The organism is Rhodococcus sp. P4_F3_2 (assembly GCF_056401335.1).
This window is the reverse complement of sequence record NZ_JBFUJN010000037.1, coordinates 23,863-38,355: the sequence shown is the minus strand read 5'-3', so window position 1 is coordinate 38,355 and position 14,493 is coordinate 23,863. Positions and strand designations below refer to the sequence as shown.

At 63.5% G+C, this 14,493-nt stretch carries 14 protein-coding genes; 8 read left to right on the top strand and 6 right to left on the bottom strand.

Annotated elements, in window-relative coordinates; translation table 11 throughout:
- Positions 1-28 precede the first annotated feature (28 nt).
- Positions 29-874: a glycosyltransferase family 92 protein gene (locus AC1DWA_RS27920; protein ID WP_428691342.1), complete on the top strand. Its 846-nt coding sequence runs from the start codon at positions 29-31 to the stop codon at positions 872-874.
- Between the two features lie 113 nt (positions 875-987).
- Here the strand turns inward: AC1DWA_RS27920 and AC1DWA_RS27915 are convergent, their stop codons facing one another.
- Positions 988-1,146, bottom strand: a complete 159-nt coding sequence (locus AC1DWA_RS27915) for a hypothetical protein (RefSeq protein ID WP_019747160.1) — start codon at positions 1,144-1,146, stop codon at positions 988-990.
- Between the two features lie 205 nt (positions 1,147-1,351).
- Between AC1DWA_RS27915 and AC1DWA_RS27910 the strand changes: the two genes are divergently transcribed.
- The gene (locus AC1DWA_RS27910) at positions 1,352-2,113 is read left to right on the top strand and encodes an SDR family NAD(P)-dependent oxidoreductase (protein WP_020723638.1); all 762 of its coding nucleotides are present in this window, start codon (positions 1,352-1,354) and stop codon (positions 2,111-2,113) included.
- Here the strand turns inward: AC1DWA_RS27910 and AC1DWA_RS27905 are convergent.
- Entirely contained in the window at positions 2,095-2,307 is a 213-nt protein-coding gene (locus AC1DWA_RS27905) for a hypothetical protein (RefSeq protein WP_228118235.1), read from the bottom strand. The two genes, AC1DWA_RS27910 and AC1DWA_RS27905, sit on opposite strands and share 19 nt — an antisense overlap.
- Positions 2,308-2,451: 144 nt before the next feature.
- Here AC1DWA_RS27905 and AC1DWA_RS27900 point away from each other — a divergent pair, with 144 nt between their 5' ends.
- The 3 genes from AC1DWA_RS27900 to AC1DWA_RS27890 all read left to right on the top strand — a co-directional run bounded on the left by AC1DWA_RS27900 (position 2,452) and on the right by AC1DWA_RS27890 (position 5,632).
- A complete protein-coding gene (locus AC1DWA_RS27900) occupies positions 2,452-3,426 on the top strand; it encodes an alpha/beta hydrolase (RefSeq protein WP_477917345.1) in 975 nt (324 codons plus the stop codon).
- Positions 3,427-3,568: 142 nt separating this feature from the next.
- A complete protein-coding gene (locus AC1DWA_RS27895) occupies positions 3,569-4,342 on the top strand; it encodes a VOC family protein (RefSeq protein WP_019747156.1) in 774 nt (257 codons plus the stop codon).
- Between the two features lie 135 nt (positions 4,343-4,477).
- Complete coding sequence (locus AC1DWA_RS27890; protein WP_477846288.1) at positions 4,478-5,632, top strand: alkaline phosphatase family protein; 1,155 nt, start codon at positions 4,478-4,480, stop codon at positions 5,630-5,632.
- On the opposite strand, the gene murJ is transcribed toward AC1DWA_RS27890, so the two are convergent.
- The 4 genes from murJ to AC1DWA_RS27870 form a co-directional block, all read right to left on the bottom strand.
- Positions 5,618-7,234: a murein biosynthesis integral membrane protein MurJ gene (gene murJ / locus AC1DWA_RS27885; protein WP_477846289.1), complete on the bottom strand. Its 1,617-nt coding sequence runs from the start codon at positions 7,232-7,234 to the stop codon at positions 5,618-5,620. The two genes, AC1DWA_RS27890 and murJ, sit on opposite strands and share 15 nt — an antisense overlap.
- A gap of 97 nt (positions 7,235-7,331) precedes the next feature.
- Entirely contained in the window at positions 7,332-8,360 is a 1,029-nt protein-coding gene (locus tag AC1DWA_RS27880) for a beta-ketoacyl-ACP synthase III (protein ID WP_003945837.1), read from the bottom strand.
- Between the two features lie 161 nt (positions 8,361-8,521).
- Positions 8,522-9,163 carry a response regulator transcription factor gene (locus AC1DWA_RS27875; RefSeq protein WP_003945784.1) on the bottom strand — a complete coding sequence of 214 codons (642 nt, stop codon included), beginning with the start codon at positions 9,161-9,163 and terminating at the stop codon, positions 8,522-8,524.
- On the bottom strand, positions 9,151-10,389 hold the full coding sequence (locus AC1DWA_RS27870) for a sensor histidine kinase (protein WP_223257929.1): 1,239 nt from the start codon (positions 10,387-10,389) through the stop codon (positions 9,151-9,153). Before AC1DWA_RS27870 ends, AC1DWA_RS27875 begins: the two co-directional genes overlap by 13 nt.
- 109 nt (positions 10,390-10,498) lie before the next feature.
- Here AC1DWA_RS27870 and AC1DWA_RS27865 point away from each other — a divergent pair, with 109 nt between their 5' ends.
- Genes AC1DWA_RS27865 through AC1DWA_RS27855 form a run of 3 tightly spaced genes read left to right on the top strand, consistent with a single transcriptional unit; the run spans position 10,499 to position 14,418 of the window.
- A complete protein-coding gene (locus tag AC1DWA_RS27865; RefSeq protein WP_019747152.1) occupies positions 10,499-11,281 on the top strand; it encodes an ABC transporter ATP-binding protein in 783 nt (260 codons plus the stop codon).
- The gene (locus AC1DWA_RS27860) at positions 11,281-13,764 is read left to right on the top strand and encodes an FtsX-like permease family protein (RefSeq protein ID WP_477917343.1); all 2,484 of its coding nucleotides are present in this window, start codon (positions 11,281-11,283) and stop codon (positions 13,762-13,764) included. Before AC1DWA_RS27865 ends, AC1DWA_RS27860 begins: the two co-directional genes overlap by 1 nt.
- A 21-nt stretch (positions 13,765-13,785) precedes the next feature.
- Positions 13,786-14,418: a class I SAM-dependent methyltransferase gene (locus AC1DWA_RS27855; RefSeq protein ID WP_020968606.1), complete on the top strand. Its 633-nt coding sequence runs from the start codon at positions 13,786-13,788 to the stop codon at positions 14,416-14,418.
- Positions 14,419-14,493: the final 75 nt, after the last annotated feature.

The following is a 14,493-nucleotide window of genomic DNA, read 5'->3' as shown; positions in this document are numbered from 1 at the left end:
TTCCACGCAGAGCACTATCGTGTGTCGGGTGATCACGGACCCGAAGAACCACCCGAACAGCTCTGACACCGGACGCCGCGCCGTGGTTGCGGTCCTGCTCCCCCGCGAACATCTCCCCTTCATCAGAGACTGGTGCCTGCACCACATCGAGCAAGGCTGGGAGGTTGTTCTCTACGACAACACCGGTTCCGTCGGGTCCACCCGCAAGACAAGCGCATTCAGCCTCAACCGTTGGCACGGCCGCAGCGAGGACAAGAGAGGCAACTCTTACGGCGCCTTCACCCGATCGATGTCGGACAGTGAAGTTCAGGTCGCATTCCGCAAAGAACTGCACGACCTTCCGGTGACGATCGTCGACTGGCAACCGCGCGACGCGGACGGTCGGATCGTGCACGGTCAGGTAGAGGCGTACGTCGATTACGTGAGTCGATACCGCGACACCGTCGCATGGGCAGCATTCGTCGACGCCGACGAATACCTCGAGCACGCACCAGGATTGGACTGGGAGGTTCTACTTGCCGGAGTTACTCAAGCGGGTTCGCACCGCGTCGTTCTCGATGCTCTGGTTTACGAATCCAGGTGGACGCGCGACGGGCAACTGCGAGACGTCGAGGAATTGAAATGCCTTGGGCTACAGAGCCACGGCTGCAAGAACATCGTGAGGCTGTCGGAGATTCTGCGAGCGGACGTCCACTGGGGATGGAAGACAAGCGAACCGGACAGCCTGGTGCGGCCCGACCGATCCCTCTTCTACTTCCGCCATTACCGCGGTTCGGAGGCGGCACTCGACTTCACTCCGCTGCCGAACTTCGGACCCCAAGTCCACGAAGAAGGTGTGGATGTTCCGGCGGCAATTGACCTATCACAGAATTGAATGTGCCTGCAAGACACAGGTATTCAGGTACAGATAAACCTCCGGCCCGCATCCACGAAGGCAATGCCTTCAGAATGCGGGCCGGGGGCCGTAAATCCGGTTCAGCGAAGCAATCAAGCCTTCGGCTGCGAGCTTCCTGCGCCACCGATTGCGCCGAGAAGACCAGCAACTGCGCCGATGCCGACGAGAACGCCGCCCAGGCCTGCAATGATCTTCTGGAAGTCGCCGAGCTGTGCCAGGTCCGTCTTGCTGCTGCCAGTGGTGAATGCCATGTCTAGCTCCTCATCATGGAATGTGTACGCGGTCCGCGCGCCCGGTATGTAACGGCGCTCACAATATACGTAAGACAGCCGAAATTTGAAGCGGTGCCGTTGAGTGGGACGTAACTCACATCTCATCCAGCGGGAACCCACGAGTAACAATGCGCGATTCGGACAACGCTTCGGGAACCGTTGAATGACGAGCAGGAGAACAGCAGTGGGCAAGTTGGATGGAAAAGTGGCCCTGATCACTGGCGCAGGGCAAGGCGTCGGCCAGGGTGTTGCGTTTGCGCTTGCCAAGGAAGGTGCTTCCGTCGCGGTGGCGGGCCGCACTGAGTCGAAACTCGTCGTCACATGTAACGAGATCACCGAACGCGGAGGCCGTGCCGAACCGGTGCTCGTGGATATCGCCGACGCGGGTTCCATCACCGCTGCCGTGGCGCGAACCGTGGAACTGTTCGGCGGCGTCGACATCCTGATCAACAACGCCAGCCTCAACCCGCTCGGCAACGTCCTCGACCTCACTCCGGAGCGCCTTGCCGACGGATTGACTTCCGGTCCCGTCGCGACGCTGCGAACCATGCAAGCCTGCTACCCGTTCATGAAGGAACGCGGCGGCGGGGCGATCATCAACATGGTCAGTTCCGTGGCCGTCCGTTGGGACGCCGCCGGCTACGGCGGATACGCGGCCGTGAAGGAATCCGTCCGAGCCCTCAGTCGCGCAGCAGCGTGCGAATGGGGCGTCGACGGGATCCGAGTCAACGCGGTTGCTCCTCATGCATCCTCGCCCGGGCTACAGCGTTGGGCAGATGCGCGTCCGGAAGAGGCTGCCGCTTTTGTTGCCGGGATTCCGCTACGGAGGATCGGGGACTGCGAAACGGACATCGGCACCGCGGTGGCTTTCCTGGTCGGCCCGGATGCCGCGTATCTGACTGGAGCAACAATTCCGCTCGACGGTGGTCAGTCGCGCTGGGGCTGAGAGCTGGCGTCGTCGAAGGCAAGCACCGCCGACTTGGCTTCGGCGATCGGGCGGCGGAAAACGAAACCGACCAGAACGGATGCCAAAACCAGCGCGGCCAGAACAATGAGCCCGACCATCCACCACATGGTTTTCAGTATGCCCGAACCGACCTCCGCCGGACGCACACCACGGCCGTCGGAAAGCGATGACAACCGCGAAAAGTACTTGACACCAGTCAAATTCCGTTTTGCCCGTTTCCCGAGCTTCCCGATAATCCGTGATCGAGGACACAGTTTCGGATACCGAACCGGGACGAGAGCGTGACTGGAACCGCGCCTCGGTGCATCCTGTCAGGTATGGAATCCGCTGTTTCGGCCGAACCCGCCGACGGAAGCACCCTCACACACCCGTGGGGCGGGACAAGCAACATCACCGACCTCGGCGGTGATGTTCACTGGATCGACTTCGGCGGTCCCAGCGGAGCGCCGCCGATCGTGCTCGTTCACGGTCTGGGCGGCTCGCACCTGAACTGGGTGCGGGTGGCACCGACGCTGGCGGCGCGCACGCGTGTGTACGCGCTGGACCTCGCCGGATTCGGACTCACCTCTGCCCGTGGGCGGCACACCGGCGTCGACGCCAACGCAGCACTCCTGAATCGCTTTCTCGAGACAGTAGTAGGTGAACCTGCCGTCCTGTTCGGCAATTCGATGGGGGGAATGGTCTCGGCAATCTCGACCCATGCCAATCCCGAATCAGTTGCCGGCCTGGTGCTGGTGGATCCGGCGCTCCCACTGCCCGTCCAACTTCCCGATCTGACCGTCGCCGCCCAATTCGCGCTCTACTCGATGCCGTACGTCGGTGAGCAGGTTCTCGGCTTCGGACGCCGGAAGATGTCCGACCGGCAGTTGGCCGCTCAGATGACCAGATTGTGTTTTGCCGATCCGACGCGAGCAGACCCCGCGGTCCTCGACGCGGGCGCTGCCTTGACTGCGATTCGTCGCGGCGAACCCACTCAGGATGCCGAGTTCCTGCAGGCAGCACGGTCACTGTTGATGACCCTCGCAGGCTGCCCGGGCAGCCGCCGCCGCACATCCACACTGGACCACCATCATTCTCGGCGATACCGGCCACACCCCTCAGTTGGAGATTCCGGACGAGTTTTCACGTCATGCGCTCGCGTGGCTCGATCGCACGGGGCTGATCACGAGCTGACAAGTACCGGCACTACACCCGCGGAACGGCCTCGCCGATCGAGCAAGTGCCCCATCAACTTCGGCGTATCAAGGACGATTCGGCGATCGACTACGTCGGCAGGTCCGGCCCACCGGTAAGCGCGAACGGTCAAATACTCCAAAGCTCTCGAGCCCTGGGAATGTGTCGGGGTACGCGCGTAGCGTGAGATTCGCGCCTTCCTCGGCCAAGCATTTGCGCGACCCGTACTTGTGTATCCGTTTCGGTAAAGGAGAGTTTCAGATGCCCGCACGCACAGCGCTCGACGGAACACCCTGTTGGATCGACCTCACCAGCTCCGATACCGAGGTCGCCAAATCCTTCTACACCAACGTGTTCGGTTGGCAGACTGACACAAACGACGACCCGCAGTACGGCGGCTACGCGATCTTCAGCAAAGACGGGCAGCCCATCGCCGGGCTCGGACCTCAGCAGGAGGGAAACCCGTACGGCAACGTCTGGACCACCTACATCTCCTCGACTGATGCGGCAACGTCGGCGTCCAAGGCCGAAGCCGCGGGCGGAATGATCATGATGCCGTCGATGCAGGTCGGTCCCCAGGGCAGCATGGCGATCGTGGGCGATCCTGCCGGTGCAGTCGTCGGTATCTGGCAGGCAGATCAGCACCACGGCTTCGGTCTGGTCGGCGAGGCCGGAGCCCCGGTGTGGCACGAGACTTTGTCCAAGAACTACGCCGCGGTCCTGCCGTTCTACACCGACGTGTTCGGCTGGACTTACGAGTCCATCGGCGACAGCGACGAGTTCCGGTACTCACAGGCCAAGCAGGGCGACACCGTCGTCGCCGGTTTGATGGATGCCAGCTCGTTCCTCCCGGCAGAGGTGCCGTCGTTCTGGCAGGTGTACTTCGGGGCGGACGACACCGATGCGGCCGTCGCCAAGGTCGTCGAATTCGGCGGCAGCGTCTTGCGCGATCCCGAGGACACGCCCTTCGGCCGTCTCGCGTCGGTGGCCGATCCACTCGGTGCCAAGTTCCAGATCTCCACGATCATGGAGTGAATCTCCGCGCAGAGGCCGCACCGGCCCGCGGTCTCTGCGCGCTGATCATCTGGAAAGTCCCGATTTGACCGCACGGATTTGAACACTCGCCCAGAAGGTATGCAGTTTTCTGCGTCCAACGCCTAATCTCATGGGATGCCCGCCCCCGCCCCTCTCCTCGATGTGTACTCGCAGCCGACTCTGTCGACGCTTGCGCCGTCGGTACTCGCTTCTCTCGGAGTGAGCGGCGAAGCGAACCGTCTCGATCTACAGCCCAGCCAGAAGACTGTAATTCTGCTGGTAGACGGGATGGGCGCGAACTTGCTCGCCCGCAACGCCGAACACGCACCATTCCTGAACTCACTGATCGGAACGCCCATACGGGCAGGATTCCCCACGACGACGGCCACCAGCATCGTCTCGTTGGGGACCGGGCTGCCCTCGGGGGCGCACGGAATCACCGGTTACCAGTCTTACGTCGAAGAAGCCGATTCGGTGTTCAACTGGCTGGGTTGGCACAGCGCGGGCAAGAAGGAATCTCAGACCGACTCCATCGTCCCGGAGACCCTGCAGCCGCAGGCCACGACCTTCGATCGTGCCGCGGCCGCCGGCATCACCGTCACTACCGTCGTTCCGTCCAAATTCGACGGCAGCGGCCTCACCCGGGCGGGAATGCGCGGCGCCCAATTCGCCGGAATCCAGGCATACGGAGACCTCCTCGCTCGCACCGTGGCCGCGTCGAAATCTGCCGACCGTACGTTCACGTACTGCTACATCAGCGAGATCGATGCACTCGGCCACGTCTACGGCCCCGAGTCCGAGCCGTGGATTTTCCAACTGATGCTTGTCGATCGACTGGTCGAGCAACTCGCCGCCGCTCTCGGTCCGGACGTGAGATTGCTGGTGACGGCAGACCACGGAATGGTCGACGTGTTGGACGAGAACAAGATCGACTTCGACAACACTCCGATTCTGTCCAAAGATGTACTCGCCCTTGCCGGTGAACCTAGATGTCGTCACATCCACACCCGAGAAGGCGCTGCACAAGATGTTGCGGACCGCTGGCGCGCCGAACTGGGTGACCGCATGTGGATCGGGACGAGATCCGAGGGCATAGTCGCAGGATTGTTCGGGCCTGCAGTGCATTCCGAGTATCACGGCCGGATCGGTGATGTCATCGCCATTGCGTCCGGGGACTTGGCCGTCGTACGTCGATCTGTCGAATCGGGACTGTCCGGCCTCCGTGGACAGCACGGCGCCCTCACTCCGGACGAACTGCTGGTACCGCTCTTGTCCTCAGGACAACAGTAGGGCCCGAGCCCGGCGAATCTCGGGAACACCGACTACCTTGCATGCGCCCAACAGGACGACTGCACCGACGACCGCACCCGCCGACAATGAAATAACAGCAGCAAGCCTGGGCTCGGGAACTCGGTTCTGAACCGCCACCACCAAAGCCAGCGCACAACAACCTGCCAGAATTGCCGCCGCCGAAATCCTTCCGACGGTGGCCTGTACGCGACGGAATCCCAACAGCCCATATCGCTTTCGAAGCAGGATGTGGCCGAGCGCCGCTCCGCACACGTAGGAGAACGAGCCCGCCGCACAGACGGCTAGGACCAGCGTTTCGTCACTCGCGGACAGAGACGCAAGTAGAACGAGCGCTGTTTTGGCTATCACCATCACCATGGCGATCACCGCGGGAGTTCGGGTGTTGTTGTCGGCGTAGAACACTCGAAGCTGAAGCATGACCATCGCAAATGGCACCAGCCCGAATGCACTGACCGCAACGGCCGTCCCGATCAACCGGGCACTGCTGCCGTCGACCCGACCGAAGAAGATCAAGGTGGTCAACGAGGGGCCGAACACCATGAGCGCCGCAGTGACCGGAATCAGCGCCACCACTGAATACCGGGCTCCCCGGCCGAGATCGGATACGACGCCGACGTCGTCACCCGCAGCAACCGACCTGGCGATCCGCGGCATCAGCACCGTCAACAACGACACACCGAGAATGCCGTACGCCACTTGAAACAGCAGATCCGCGTGCGTGTACATCGAGTAGACGTGACGGGAGAGAGTGACCTTCATCGTCACCCACACACCGATCTGACCGGCAACGACGTACACAAGTACCCAACCGAGCAACGGCGCCCCGACGCGCACCGGGCGCCAGGTGTGCGGTACGACCCGCACGCGAAGGCGCCACCGAAACCCGTTGCGGTGCAGCGCTCGAGCAACGACGGCGGTTTGCGCCACGATCCCGAGCAGAGTGCCGATACCGATCACCAGAACCTGCGCGGTGGTCATCGACTCGGGAGTCAGAGTAACCGGCCCCGGGATGCACAGGAAGACCGCGACCGTCACCAGAAGGACGACGTTGTTGATCACCGGCGCCCAGGCCGGCGCGCCGAACACTGATCGAACACTGAGTACTGCCGTCATCATCGCCGTGACGCCGTAGAAGAAGATCTCCGGCAGAAGCAAGTACGCGAAGAGCGTCGTCAACTCTCGTTGAGCCGGATCATCGATCACAGCCGAGACCAGAGGCGGCGCGCACACCACCGCCACTACCGTCACGAGCGCAAGAGCAAGCGCTCCGACGGTGAGAACGCGCTGCGTCTGCTCTCGTTCGAGCGTCCGCCCACGACTTCGCTGCCGTGTCAGATACGGAAGCAGAACGCTGGCGAGAATTCCGCCGAGGAGGAGCTGATAGACCATGTTCGGGAAGCTGTTGGCCGCGTTGTACGCATCACTGACCAGGGCGATGCCGAGGACCGCGGCAAGGGCAAGGGTGCGGACGAAGCCGGTGATCCGACTGACCGTGCTGGCGAGCGCCACTTGCCCGCCCATCTTCGCCAAGCTGCCGCCCGTCACACCCGTACGTTCGGACTCCCCCATACTCTCGACCATCTCGCCAGAGTGCCACATCGCAGAGGTACGACGATCTGGACGGAAACGGAAGAGCGCCCCGAACCGTGGGGTTCGAGGCGCTCGTCACGAGAGAAGATCAGGCTGATTCCGCTCCAGCCAACGGCGGCATGACGACAACCTGGCCGGCGAAGGACAGACCCGCACCGAAGGCGAGAAGCAATGCCTTGTCGCCCGGCTTGCACTGGCCGTCGCGCAGCATCTGCTCCATGGCGAGCGGGATCGAGGCCGCGGACGTGTTGCCCGTCTCGGCGATGTCGTTGGAGACGGGGAAGCCCTCGGGCAGCTTCATGCTGCGAGCGATGACCTCGTTGATGCGCTGGTTTGCCTGGTGCGGCACAAAAGCGTCGATGTCCTCGATACCCAGCCCCGACTTCTCCAGGGTGCGAGTGGCGACCTTGCCCATCTCGAAGGCAGCCCAGCGGAACACCGCGGTACCGGCCATCTTGATCCACGGCCGAGGTCCGGTCGGGTTCTTGGTGTAGTCGAGCCAGCTCGGCTCCTGAACGATGGCGTCGGACTGGCTGCCGTCCGAACCCCACTCGACCGGGCCGATTCCGACGGTATCGCTCGGGCCGACGACAACTGCGCCTGCGCCGTCACCGAAGATGAAGCGAACGCTGCGATCGGTGGGCTCGGTGGCCTCGCTCATCAACTCGACGCCGACGACGAGTACGTGATCAACCGTGCCGCCGCGAACGAGGTCGCTGGCCACGGCAAGGGCGGTACAGAAACCGGCGCAGCCTGCCGCGACGTCGAATGCAGCCGGACCCTTGATGCCGAGCTCGTGGGCGACGATGGACGCAGCCTGAGGAGTCTGCAGGTCCCACGTCGACGTCGCGATGATCACGGCGCCGATCTGCTCGGGAGCAATGCCGCTGACGTCCAGTGCTTTACGGGCCGCGCTGATCGACATCGCGAGGATGCCTTCACCCTCGCCGGAGAACCGGCGCGACTTGATACCCGATCGCGTCTGGATCCACTCGTCGGTGGAATCGATCAGCTCGCAGATCTCGTCGTTGGTCACGACTCGCTCCGGGCGGTGAACGCCGAGCCCGAGAAGGACGGACTGCCGACCTCCGGCCACACTGGCAATCGGCTTACCCATTGATCGATCTCCTCGTTGGTTTCTGGTGATGACGCGCATTCGACATCACACGTTACGTACAGGACATAAGCCCCTGCCTCTCAGGTCACCGTTCGATCACGGCAACAACATGAGGCTGGCTCACATTACGCTTCGGTCAGGTATGTAGTCCAGATCCACGATCAGGCGCGTAAATGAGCTAGAACTGCCAAAACACGACGATGCCCGCTTTCGGAAGCCGACAGGCCGAGTTTTGCGAAGATATTTCCTATGTGCTTGCTCACAGCAGTGTCGCTGACGACCAGTTTCCTGGCGATTTCCTGATTTCCCAGCCCCTCCGCCATCAGTCCGAGAACCTCGGACTCGCGTGGGGTCAGTGATCTGATCGGATCGTCGGCGCGTCGACGGCTCATCAGTTGGGATACGACCTCGGGATCCATCACGGTTCCGCCGTCGACGACCCGGTTCAATGCGTCGACGAACTCGGCTACCTTGCCGACCCGTTCCTTGAGCAGGTACCCGACCCCGCCGGCGCCTCCTGCCAACAATTCACCGGCGTAGCGATCCTCGACGTACGCGGAAAGGACCAGGACGGGAAAGCCCGGGCGAAGCTTGCGCACCTCGATCGCCGCTCGAAGCCCCTCGTTGGTGAAAGTAGGAGGCATCCGGACGTCGAGCACCGCGGCGTCGGGGGCGGTCTCCTCGAACACCGTGAGGAACTGTGCGGCGTCGGAGACGGCAGACACCTCGAAGCCCTCTCCGCGGAGCAGCAGTGCCAGCCCCTCTCGCAGGAGAGCGTCGTCCTCGGCAATCAGAATCCGCACGGTAGTTCCACCCTCATCGTTGTCGGTCCACCCTCCGGGCTCTCCAATACTGCGGTTCCTTCGAAAGCCTCGACCCGGCGTCGGATACCCGCCACGCCGCCGCCCGGGCGTTCGTTCGCGCCGCCCTGACCATCGTCGATCACGTCGATGAGCATCGTCTCACCCAACGAGTCGTCCGACGCCTCCGTCCGTGCCGTGACGGTGACACTGCGCGCTCCGCTGTGTTTTGCGACGTTGGTCAAGGCCTCGGCGACGACGAAGTACGCAGCAGCCTCGACGGCAGCCGGGGCACGGCGGAGTTCGTCGATCTCGAGTACGCAGGGCACGGCGGAGCGCCCGGCGAGCGCGGAGATCGCGCCCTCCAGACCCAACTCGTCGAGGATCGGCGGGTAGATGTCGTGCACCAACGTCCGGAGTTCGCTCAACGCCTCGGTGGCCGCATCCTGGGCCCGATGCAGTTGTGGCAGAGCCTGGTCCGGATTGTTCTGCAACGACCGCTCGGCCATCCCCAACATCATCACCACCGCGACCAGACGGTTCTGCGCGCCGTCGTGCAGATCCCGCTCGATGCGCTTGAGTTCGGCCGAATGTGCGTCGAGCGCCGCAGCGCGGCTGGCCGTCAGGGCGGTGACGCGCTTCGAGAGGTCCGAACGCGTGTCCGGCGCAAGCAAAGTCGTGGTCGACCAGCTGATCCACTTCGCCATCGCGGGGACCAACCACCACGCGATCAGGAGGTACAGGATGCCGATCAACGGCATTCCGGCAGCGCCCAACCACGACGTCACGGGGTACGGATTGTTGACGGGTTCACCGGCGGGCATCTGCTGCCAGTACAGCGGGACGGCAATCGAATTGAGTGCACCGAGTGGCAGAGCAATGGTCAGCATCGCCGCGACGAAAGCCCCCAGACCATGAATCGACAGCCAGGCCGCGTCGCGCCTGGTCGACTGATCGGTGAGGAACCGGCGCCAATCCCCGAAGGTCGGATTGCTTGGCATCGGTGGGTATCGCTGCAGAACAGGGCGTCCGGTGTACGCAGCCGTTCTCTTGCGGGCCAGACCCGCCCACCACCGGAGCACCCGCACGTACGACGGCAACAGCAACCAGCCGACGATCAGAATCGAGAGCGACAGCAGAATGAGACCGACCATCAGCAAGAACAGGGAGACCACGGCTGCCGCACCCTCGACGAGCACGTACACCGCAGCCCTGGTTCTCTTCTTCACTGCCCCAGCATGCCGCACCTGATGCCGCGATCCACTACAGCTGGCTACACCATTGATTCGGGACCCTGCTGGATGTCGACGAATGCCGAATCTCCATAGCGTTCATCCCATGAAGAATCGACACTCGGTCCTCGCCCCGCCGGCCCCTGGTGCCACGGCCGCCCGAACATCCGCCGTGCGACTCGAAGGCGTCAGCAAGATCTACGGCAACGGCCGCGGCGCCGTGACCGCCCTCGACAACATCAGCCTCACCTTGCCGCGCAGCACCTTCACCGCCGTGATGGGCCCGTCCGGATCGGGCAAGAGCACTTTCCTGCACTGCGCCGCAGGGCTCGATCGACCGAGCAGCGGATCGGTGTGGCTGGGCGACACCGAGATCTCACAGCTGAAGCCGAAGGCCCGCAGCATCTTCCGTCGCGATCACATCGGTTTCGTCTTCCAGGCCTACAACCTGCTCGGCGCTCTCGACGTCGAGCAGAACGTCACGCTCCCCCTACTCCTCGCCGGACGACGAGCCGACAAGCAGTACCTGACCTTCGTCCTCGAATCCGTCGGACTCGGATCGCACCGCAAGCGCAAACCCTCCGAACTGTCCGGCGGTCAGCAGCAACGCGTCGCCATCGCGCGCGCCCTCGTCACTCACCCCGACGCACTCTTTGCCGACGAGCCGACCGGCGCCCTCGACTCCCGCAGCGCCAAGCAGGTTCTGGAGTTGTTGCGCCGGACAGCCGCCGAGTTCGATCAGACCATCGTCATGGTCACGCACGACCCGGTGGCCGCGTCGTACGCCGATCGTGTGCTGTTCCTCGCCGACGGAAAACTTGTCGGGCACATCGACCGCCCGACGCCGCAGCAGATCGCCGAGCGCATGACACACCTCGGGGACTGGTGATGATGAAAGCGCACACCTTTGCGCACCTGAAAGCGCATCGCTCCGGTTTCGTCGCCGTGTTCGTCTCCGTATTCTGCGCAGCGCTCCTCACCTGCGGTCTGGGTGTACTGCTGGAATCGGGAGTGCGAGGCGGAGTCTCACCCCATCTCTACGCCGGTGCCGACGCCGTCGTGAGTGCACCACAGGCGCTCGAGGTCAAGGAAGACGCCGATCAGCCTTTTGCCGAGCGAGTTCTCCTCGACGGCGATACCGTCCGCAAGCTCGATGCCCTCGATGTCACGGTGATTCCCGACATCTCCGTCCCCGTCAGCACCGCCGAGGGCGTCGTACTCGACGCACATCCTTGGAAAACAGCACAATTGGCGCCGTATTCGCTGACCGATGGTCGCGCTCCGCAGAGCCGAGACGAGGTGGTCTCGACCACGGGCGCCGCGCTCGGCGAGCGAATCACGCTGGCTCACGGCGCGATAGCGGACGAGTACACCGTCGTCGGCACAGCTGATTCGGCTTCGGTGCCGTCACCCGACCGTCCGGCACTCGTCTTCCTCGACGACGCAGAGGCCGAACGGTTGTGGCCGCACCAGAACGCTGTCACCGCAGTCGGATTGATCGCTCCCGAAGGCGTGGATGCTGCCGCTCTCGCCCGCGATGCACTCGCCGGAACCGGCGCGGAGGTCTCGACCGGCACTGCGCGCGGAGGCATCGAATTCCTCGACGCCGGTGCTGCGCGGACCCAGTTGATCGTGCTCTGCGCATCGTTTGCCGGTCTCGCGTTGATGGTCAGTATGTTCGTAGTTTCCAGCACGCTGTCGCTCTCGATCAACGCCAGACRCCGAGAGTTCGCTCTGCTGCGGGCAATCGGGGCCACCACGCGACAAGTCCACGTCATGATCGGGCGTGAAGTGCTGCTCGTCGCGGCGGCTGCGGCGGCTCTCGGCGCGGTGCCCGGATACCTGCTCGCCCGATTCCTGGGTGCACAGTTTGCCGACGCCGGGGTCATGCCCACCGATTTCGCGTTGGCGTACAGCCCGCTTCCGGCGATCGCGGCATTCCTGATCTGCGTACTCACTGCCCGCGCGGCAGCGGCGATCGCGGCACGACGACCGGCGAAGCTCGACCCCGTCGAAGCGCTTCGCGAATCCGAAAGCGGCCCGGCGAAACTGAGCCGCGGACGCATCGTCACCGGGCTGATCTTCGGTGCCGCCGGTCTCAGCGCGTGCATCCTCCCCGCTTTCCTGCCCGGCAGCGTGGCAGCCGCTGGAGCCGGTTCGAGTGCACTGTTGTTGATCTTCTCGGTCGCGCTGCTCGGCCCCTTGTTGGTGCGCGGCATCATCAAGGTGATCGGCGGTCCACTGCGCCGTAGTGGGTCGGCGTCCAAAGTTCTCGCTGCCGCCAACGCCGAATCCAATTCGAGACGGCTCTCGTCGGCGGTTGTTCCCTTGGCTCTCGCAATCGCACTGGGCTCGGTGCAGTTCTTCCGCCAGAGCACCGTCGCCGCCGAGGCGACCAACCAGTCGATCAAGGGCGTCACCGCCGACCTGATCGTCGGCGCGCCGGCCGGCATCGCTCCCTCGCTCCTCGACTCGATCGCATCGGTGCCCGGAGTGAGTGCGGCAAACCCGGTGGTCCGCAGTCAAGTCCTGCCGGTACCCAGCGGTGAGGAAGGCGGCTCAGCCGACAGCGCGATCGCTGCCCAGGGCATCGACGCCGCCAGCGCCGACGCGACCCTCGATCTCGCGGTGACCGAGGGCGACCTGAGCGCTCTGACCGGCGATACCGTTGCCGTGAGCGAAGACGGCGCCTTCACACTCGGAGCCAAGGTAGGTCAGCGCGTCGACCTCTATCTAGGGGACGGCACACTGGTGCATCCGATGGTCGTCGCAAAATATGGTCGCGGCCTCGGATTCGGGGACGTGACCATGCCGATCGAGACTTTGCGTCAGCACTCCACCGACGCTCTGATCGACACCGTTCTGGTTGCTGCCGAACCCGGACGGTCGGCCGAAGTCCAGCARTCGTTGCGCTCGTTCCCCTCGATCGCCGCGATGAACCAGGACCAGTTCGGGGCCGCGGGCGAAGATCAGCGTCGAATGCAGTCGTGGGTCAGCATCCTCGCCGTACTCGTCCTGCTCGGCTATCTCGCAGTCGCCGTCGTGAACACCCTGGTCGCCGCCACTGCCGAGCGTTCCCGCGAGTTCGCGCTCCTTCAACTGGTGGGCTCGCGGACGAGGCAGGTCCGAGCGATGATGCGCATCGAGTCGTTGATGGTGGTGGGAATCGCCGTCGTGGTCGGATCACTGATCGCCCTGCCGCCTCTGATGGGCATCGCCGTAGCGGTGTCCGGGCAGCCGATCCCGGCGATTTCACCGGCGATCTACGGTTCCATCGTCGCCGTGACCGCTGTTCTGGGATTTGTCTCCATCGCGGTCCCGACGCGCGCCGCCCTTCGCAAGAACCCGATGGACGGAGTGCGTAACCACTGAGTGGCACTACCGTCGTCATCTATGGATGCGGCGGCCTGGGACAAGAAGTACGAAGAAACCGAGCTCGTCTGGGGCGCTCCTCCCAACGAACTGCTGGTGGAATACGCGACGGCCCTCCCCCACGGCCAGGCACTGGACCTGGCGTGCGGCGAGGGCCGTAACGCGTTGTGGCTCGCGACCCGCGGTTGGGAGGTCACCGGCATCGACTACTCGGCCGTCGCGATCGAGAAAGCCCGCACGATCGCGGCCCGCTCACCCCGATCGGTTCTCGACCGGCTCGACTACCGATGCGGCGACGTCACCGTCGCGGATTACGCATCAAGGAACGGGCAGGGATACGACTTGGCCCTGCTTCTTTACCTTCATCTGCCCGCACCACAACGCACCCTGGTTGTGAACCGTGCCATAAATTCTCTGAAACCTGATGGAATCCTCATGATTTTGGGTCACGACCGAAGCAACATCGACTACGGCGTCGGTGGACCGAAAGATCCCGAAATCCTTTACACACCAGAAGAATTGATGCAGGAGTTCGAAGGAAGGCTCGAGTTCGAGATCGCCGGAAATCCGCACAGACACACCGAAACGGGAATCGCGGTCGACGCACTTGTCATCGGACGCAAATCCGGTGTTGGCAATGCAAAGAACGGCTAGTAACATGTATTAAGTTACCGACGAGTAATAAACTTCGGGCGGTACTAGGAGTGCTGGACCGCACCACCTCACTGG

Excerpts from the sequence above, each read along its gene's own strand:
- AC1DWA_RS27890 (WP_477846288.1), top strand. The coding sequence starts at position 4,478 with ATGCCCGCCCCCGCCCCTCTCCTCGATGTGTACTCGCAGCCGACTCTG.
- murJ (WP_477846289.1), bottom strand. The coding sequence starts at position 7,234 with ATGGTCGAGAGTATGGGGGAGTCCGAACGTACGGGTGTGACGGGCGGC.
- AC1DWA_RS27855 (WP_020968606.1), top strand. The coding sequence starts at position 13,786 with ATGGATGCGGCGGCCTGGGACAAGAAGTACGAAGAAACCGAGCTCGTC.
- AC1DWA_RS27895 (WP_019747156.1), top strand. The coding sequence starts at position 3,569 with ATGCCCGCACGCACAGCGCTCGACGGAACACCCTGTTGGATCGACCTC.
- AC1DWA_RS27900 (WP_477917345.1), top strand. The coding sequence starts at position 2,452 with ATGGAATCCGCTGTTTCGGCCGAACCCGCCGACGGAAGCACCCTCACA.
- AC1DWA_RS27915 (WP_019747160.1), bottom strand. The coding sequence starts at position 1,146 with ATGGCATTCACCACTGGCAGCAGCAAGACGGACCTGGCACAGCTCGGC.
- AC1DWA_RS27865 (WP_019747152.1), top strand. The coding sequence starts at position 10,499 with ATGAAGAATCGACACTCGGTCCTCGCCCCGCCGGCCCCTGGTGCCACG.
- AC1DWA_RS27880 (WP_003945837.1), bottom strand. The coding sequence starts at position 8,360 with ATGGGTAAGCCGATTGCCAGTGTGGCCGGAGGTCGGCAGTCCGTCCTT.